Annotated in this window: 5 protein-coding genes and 2 tRNA genes; 1 reads left to right on the forward strand and 6 read right to left on the reverse strand. The window is 43.7% G+C overall.

Annotated elements, in window-relative coordinates; genetic code table 11:
• Positions 1-34: 34 nt before the first annotated feature.
• From ybeY to miaB, 3 genes are all read right to left on the reverse strand, one after another.
• Positions 35-496 carry an rRNA maturation RNase YbeY gene (gene ybeY / locus AB4154_RS01105; RefSeq protein WP_012603383.1) on the reverse strand — a complete coding sequence of 154 codons (462 nt, stop codon included), beginning with the start codon at positions 494-496 and terminating at the stop codon, positions 35-37.
• On the reverse strand, positions 497-1,618 hold the full coding sequence (locus AB4154_RS01110; RefSeq protein WP_017064169.1) for a PhoH family protein: 1,122 nt from the start codon (positions 1,616-1,618) through the stop codon (positions 497-499).
• Positions 1,619-1,781: 163 nt separating this feature from the next.
• A complete protein-coding gene (gene miaB, locus AB4154_RS01115) occupies positions 1,782-3,206 on the reverse strand; it encodes a tRNA (N6-isopentenyl adenosine(37)-C2)-methylthiotransferase MiaB (RefSeq protein WP_017062326.1) in 1,425 nt (474 codons plus the stop codon).
• 308 nt (positions 3,207-3,514) lie between these two features.
• Between miaB and AB4154_RS01120 the strand changes: the two genes are divergently transcribed.
• A complete protein-coding gene (locus tag AB4154_RS01120) occupies positions 3,515-4,690 on the forward strand; it encodes a 2-octaprenyl-3-methyl-6-methoxy-1,4-benzoquinol hydroxylase (protein WP_102333782.1) in 1,176 nt (391 codons plus the stop codon).
• A gap of 68 nt (positions 4,691-4,758) precedes the next feature.
• On the opposite strand, the gene AB4154_RS01125 is transcribed toward AB4154_RS01120, so the two are convergent.
• The 3 genes from AB4154_RS01125 to AB4154_RS01135 form a co-directional block, all read right to left on the reverse strand.
• Complete coding sequence (locus tag AB4154_RS01125; protein WP_017071286.1) at positions 4,759-5,805, reverse strand: lactonase family protein; 1,047 nt, start codon at positions 5,803-5,805, stop codon at positions 4,759-4,761.
• Positions 5,806-5,963: 158 nt separating this feature from the next.
• Positions 5,964-6,048: transfer RNA gene (locus AB4154_RS01130), tRNA-Leu, on the reverse strand.
• Positions 6,049-6,103: 55 nt separating this feature from the next.
• Positions 6,104-6,180 (reverse strand) — tRNA-Met (locus AB4154_RS01135).
• Between the last annotated feature and the right edge of the window lie 64 nt (positions 6,181-6,244).

Here is a 6,244-nt window from a genome sequence, read left to right on the forward strand (position 1 = left end):
TTGTTTCTCTGCAACCTACTTTACTAGAATCAATTTACTTTTCTAGAATGTAAGGGTCTTCAAACCCCATAGATTGCATGATTTCTGTCTCGAGTGACTCCATCTCTTCAGCTTCATCATCTTCGATATGATCATAACCTAGCAGATGCAGACTGCCATGTACAACCATATGAGCCCAGTGTGCTAGCAGAGGCTTACTTTGCTCTTCTGCTTCTTTTTCGACAACTTGGCGGCAGATAATGAGGTCGCCCAGTAGATCTAACTCGATCCCTGGAGGAGCCTCGAATGGAAAAGACAACACGTTAGTTGGCTTATCTTTGCCACGATATTCATGATTGAGCTGGTGGCTTTCTTGTGTATCAACGATACGAACCGTCAACTCAGCGTTCTCTTGAAACTGAGGAATTGTCTTGTCCAACCAAAGCTGAATATCTTGCTCAGTTGGAAGACCTTGCTCATTTTCGACCGCTAATTGCAGGTCTAGTTCAATAGACATCTATTTATCACCTTGTTCTGCAATTACAGAGCTATTTTGTGTTGCTAATTGTGTCGTAACTACCTGCTGAGCCTCAAGAAGTTTGGCTTCACGCTCTTCACGTTTACGCTTTTCAAACTCTTTGCGCTCTTTCTGGTCTTTTGCTTCCCACTTCTCGTATGCGTTGACGATACGAGCAACTACAGGGTGACGAACGACGTCTTCAGACATGAAGAAGTTAAAGCTAATGTCGTCGACTTCATTGAGCACTTCAGTCGCATGGCGTAAGCCTGATTTTGCACCACGAGGTAAATCGATTTGCGTAATATCACCTGTGATCACAGCGCGTGAGTTAAAACCGATACGGGTTAAGAACATCTTCATCTGTTCTACCGTGGTGTTTTGGCTCTCATCAAGAATGATAAACGCATCATTCAATGTACGACCACGCATGTAAGCCAGTGGCGCAACTTCAATTACGTTACGTTCAATCAGCTTCTCAACTCGCTCAAAGCCAAGCATCTCAAACAGCGCATCGTAAAGTGGACGTAAATATGGGTCTACTTTTTGGCTTAAATCACCCGGTAGGAAACCAAGCTTCTCACCGGCTTCAACAGCAGGACGAGTCAGTAGGATTCGGCGAACCTCTTGGCGTTCAAGTGCATCAACTGCTGCAGCAACGGCTAAGTAGGTTTTACCTGTACCTGCTGGCCCAATACCAAAGGTGATGTCATGAGTCACCATGTTCATTAGGTACTGTGCTTGGTTTGGCGTTCGAGGTTTGATGACGCCTTTTTTAGTCTTAATGGTCACTTCTTTGCCGTAGTCAATTTCAGACTCGACGTGTTGCTCCAAAATGCCTGACTCGGTGATCGCCAGATGTATTTGTTCTGGTTCGATATCGATTATGTTGCCTTTAACTGGAGCCGTTTCAACATAGAGGTGTTTGATGATGTCTAAAGCTGCGGCTGTAGTGTGAGGCTTACCAACAATGGTGAAAAAGTTGCTACGGTAATTAATCTCAACGCCCAGACGACGCTCAAGATGCTTGATGTTGTCGTCAAATGGTCCGCATAAACTTGCCAAGCGCTTGTTGTCTGCTGGTTCTAGATTTATCTCTAAGGTAACGATTTTATTGCTCAAATTAGCCTCTCATTTTGTGCCACTCACTCTTAAATAAAACAAAGAGCAAAAAGCCCGATTTAGACCGGGCTTCTGATGGTGATATCCCTATTTCTAAGATGGTCACTTAGTTAGGTAATTTCAAGCTTTGTGTTTGCGCTTTGTGCTCAAACAGTTGTATTGCCTATGGCGTAAATGTCGCTACACCTAGCTCGTCTTCACGTTTTGTTTTTTCCATCATTTCTGCTGGAGTCATAACAACGCGTAGACCCATGTCTTTTTCTGTGCGAACTAGCTCACCACGTAGTGAGTTGGTGTAAACCTCAGTGATCTTCACATCTACGAATTGACCGATTAGGTCTGCAGAACCTTCGAAGTTCACAACACGGCTGTTTTCTGTACGGCCGCGAAGTTCCATTAGGTTCTTTCTTGATGGGCCTTCAACAAGGATACGTTGCTCTGTGCCTAACATTAGACGAGAGAAACGCATAGCTTGTGTGTTTACCGTTTGCTGCAGTTCGTACAGACGATCTTTCTTCTCTTGTGCTGGTACATCACATGGGTAATCTGCCGCTGGCGTACCTGGACGTGGAGAGAAAACAAAGCTGAAGCTCATATCGAAATCAACGTCTTTAATTAGCTTCATTGTATCTTCGAAGTCTTGCTTAGACTCACCAGGGAAACCAACAATAAAGTCAGAGCTGATTTGAATGTCAGGGCGAGCTTTACGCAGTTTACGGATAATAGATTTGTACTCGATAGCCGTATGTGGGCGCTTCATCATCGTAAGAATACGGTCACTACCACTTTGTACTGGTAGGTGAAGGAAGCTCACTAGCTCTGGTGTGTCTTTGTAAACTTCAATGATGTCGTCACCAAACTCAAGCGGGTGGCTTGTTGTGAAACGAATACGGTCGATACCGTCGATAGAAGCAACAAGACGAAGCAGTTCTGCGAATGAACAGATATCGCCTTCGTGTGTTGGACCGCGGTATGCGTTTACGTTTTGACCTAGCAGGTTAACTTCACGTACGCCTTGCTCTGCAAGTTGAGCAACTTCGAAAAGTACATCATCCATTGGACGGCTAACTTCTTCGCCACGTGTGTATGGTACAACGCAGTAAGTACAGTATTTAGAACAACCTTCCATGATAGAAACGAACGCCGTCGCGCCTTCAGCTTTTGGCTCTGGCAGGTTATCGAACTTTTCGATCTCTGGGAAAGAGATATCCATTACTGGCTTTTCGTTAGACAGTGATGATTTAATCATCTCTGGCAAACGGTGTAATGTTTGTGGGCCAAAGATAACGTCTACGTAAGGTGCACGTTGACGAATGTGATCACCTTCTTGAGTCGCTACACAGCCACCCACACCGATCACCACACCTTCTTTTTTATCTTTAAGCGTTTTCCAACGACCAAGCTGGTGGAATACTTTTTCTTGCGCTTTTTCGCGGATAGAACAAGTATTCAATAGTAGTACGTCTGCTTCCTCAGGTACTTCAGTTAGCTCATAGCCATTTGCAGCGTTAAGCAGGTCGGCCATTTTTGATGAATCATATTCATTCATCTGACAGCCCCAAGTTTTAATTAGCAGTTTCTTACTCATTATATGTTCGCTCGATCGTTAGTTTAATTTAAGGGAGCAAATCGCCCATTATTCATCCGCTAGCCCCGTTTGTCATAATTCGGTATTCAATTTTATGACAGGCTCTAGCGGCAAGCGGCGTATTGTACTGGTTTCAAAACCGACTGACTAGTAGTCTGAACAAATCTCTTATGTAGTGGTTTTTATTATCGTTAACGCCATATGCCATAAGGGATAACCCTTTTTTCGAATAAGGTTTTTGGTTACAAGTTAGTTATGAAAAAGTACAATCAAAAACAGTCAAAGAATCAAACTGATAAGTACGAAATATGAACAGTTACGATATTGTAGTAGTCGGTGGCGGCATGGTTGGCGCAGCAACAGCAATCGGTTTTGCAAAGCAAGGTCTGAGTGTTGCGGTGATCGAAGGTTTTGCCCCACAAGCTTTTGATGAATCGCAAGCGATGGACATTCGTGTGTCAGCGATTTCTCAAGCATCGGTCGATTTGCTTGAAAATCTTGGTGCATGGCAAAGTATTGCAGCAATGCGAGTGTGTTCTTATAAACGTTTAGAGACGTGGGAGCACCCAGAGTGTCGTACTCGATTTGATGCTGCCTCACTAGACCTTCCTCGTTTGGGCTATATCGTTGAGAACAGACTCATTCAATTAGGTTTATGGTCTCAATTTGATGCCTACGACAATCTCGAACTGTTATGCCCAGAAAAGCTCGATGTGATTGAGTTTGGTGAAATCAATATCGTAAAGCTTCAATCAGGGGCTGAGTTGTCTGCGAAGTGGGTGGTTGGTGCTGATGGTGCGAATTCAGCCGTTCGCCAACAAGCTGGAATTGGCATCACGGCTTGGGATTATCGACAACACTGTATGCTTATCAATGTAGAAACAGAACAACCTCAGCAAGATATTACTTGGCAGCAATTTCTACCAAGTGGCCCTCGTTCATTTTTGCCTTTGTGTTCTCTAACCTCTGACGGTCAAGAAGTCGGGCTGGGCTCGTTAGTTTGGTATGATTCTCCACTGCGTATTAAGCAACTGTCAGCAATGGCCCCTGAAAAACTACGTAACGAAGTACTTACTCACTTTCCTAAAGAGTTAGGTGATATCAAAGTCTTGAATTCGGGTTCTTTTCCTCTGACACGACGTCATGCTCAATCATACTCGAAGAATAACTGTATTTTGGTCGGAGACTCTGCGCATACCATCAACCCTTTGGCTGGGCAGGGTGTTAACTTAGGCTTCAAAGATGTATCAGTACTGCTGGATGTCACCAAAGAAAAGGGTGAATTGAACCAGTCTGTAGCAAGACGCTATGAAGTGATAAGAAGAGGCGACAATCTAATGATGCAAAGTGGCATGGATTTCTTCTACAAGACATTCAGCAACGACATTGGCCCACTGAAATTTGTACGTAATGCTGCTCTAAAACTAGCTGAAAATTCAGGCCCGATTAAAGCTCAAGTATTGAAATACGCTTTGGGTCTCTAATTGAGCGTTTAAGACTGCTTATGAAAAGAAGGAGAGCGAATGCTCTCCTTTTTTGTATCAGATGACTACTATCGCTGTTGCGTCACACAAACCGGTGCATCGATCTCTAAAGAGTACCCTGTATAAACCAAAGACCCATCTTCATTATCTCGCTTGAATGAGGTGATGTTGTTGGAGTGCTGGTTGGCGGCGATAAGCCATTTCCCATCGTTCGTTATATGGAAGTCTCTTGGGAATTTGCCTTCAGTGTCGTAGCTATCAATGAAAGTCAGCCTTTGAGTCTCAGAGTCGATTTTGAAGCTACTGATTCTTGATTGGTGTCGACATGACACATAAAGGAATTGCTCATCAGGCGATAGCTTAATCGCAGCTGCGGCTTCTCCCTTCTCCATATTAGGCAATGCATCAATCTCTTCCACTACATTCCAAATGCCTAAAACCTTTTCCAAAGTCAGCAACGTTTCAGAGAGTTCACAGACCACATAGGCTCTGTCTTCAGCTTTGTTAAAGATTAAATGACGAGGTCCATTGCCGGCGGGCACCTTAATAGACTGCATTGGCTCATCAAGGAACTCTTCTTGCTCTTCATCAAAGCAATAGAAGTTGATGCGATCGGTGCCGAGATCGACAGTCACAAACTGTGGTGAGTTTTGTAAGAACAGGCATTGATGGGCGTGTGGGCTAGTTTGTCTCTCTTTGTTTGGCCCGGAACCAACCATCTGGATTGTTTTGAGTCGTTTATCGATGCTGCCGTTGATACTTAAGCTAAAAATATCGAATGTGCCTGATGAGTATTGCGACGTGATAGCAAACTTATTGTGTGGATCTATCGCGACGTGACAAGGGTGATCTCCCGAGATGAGGCTTGTATTGTGTGTTAGCTGTGAATCAACATTAGGTATATGAATGAGCTGGGGCTGTTTTTGCTGGTCCACTTCCGATGCAGTGTAGATCCCAGTCTTTGTTACAGTAATAAAAGAGGGGTTAGTACATTTGATGATCAGCTCTAGAGGTAATAGTTTTCCTGTTTCTAGATCTAACTGAGTTTGATAAACACCTTGGCTTTTACTTGGTGTATCTGTGTAGCAACCGATCGTTAAGGGGAGGGGTTTCATAGGCTAGTCATACTCAATTAGAAAATGGAGCTGACATTGTCTTATAAAATCGTATTAAAAGTGAGGTTATAGAAGAGAATACTTGGTGACTTGGCTAGCAGATTTGCATATTCCAGATAAAACAAAGCCCAGCTAAAAAGCTGGGTTCTATTTAATAATGGTGCGGTCGGAGAGACTTGAACTCTCACACCTCTCGGCGCCAGAACCTAAATCTGGTGCGTCTACCAATTCCGCCACGACCGCAGCAAATCTTTATAGTCATACTGAATATTGGTGATTCAATAAAACGTTGTATAAGTGGTGGCTACTGCGGGATTTGAACCTGCGACCCCATCATTATGAGTGATGTGCTCTAACCAACTGAGCTAAGTAGCCAATAATAAATCTAATCGATTCACTATTTGTTCTCTAATGAAAGAGAAATAATGGTGCGGTCGGA

Origin of the sequence: Vibrio sp. 10N.286.51.B11, from assembly GCF_041469245.1 — a bacterium.
In the GTDB taxonomy this organism is placed as follows: Bacteria; Pseudomonadota; Gammaproteobacteria; order Enterobacterales; family Vibrionaceae; genus Vibrio; species Vibrio crassostreae_C.

Bases quoted from the DNA above. Each gene is read 5' to 3' on its own strand.
- ybeY (WP_012603383.1), bottom strand. From the start codon at position 496: ATGTCTATTGAACTAGACCTGCAATTAGCGGTCGAAAATGAGCAAGGT.
- miaB (WP_017062326.1), bottom strand. From the start codon at position 3,206: ATGAGTAAGAAACTGCTAATTAAAACTTGGGGCTGTCAGATGAATGAA.
- AB4154_RS01120 (WP_102333782.1), top strand. From the start codon at position 3,515: ATGAACAGTTACGATATTGTAGTAGTCGGTGGCGGCATGGTTGGCGCA.
- AB4154_RS01125 (WP_017071286.1), bottom strand. From the start codon at position 5,805: ATGAAACCCCTCCCCTTAACGATCGGTTGCTACACAGATACACCAAGT.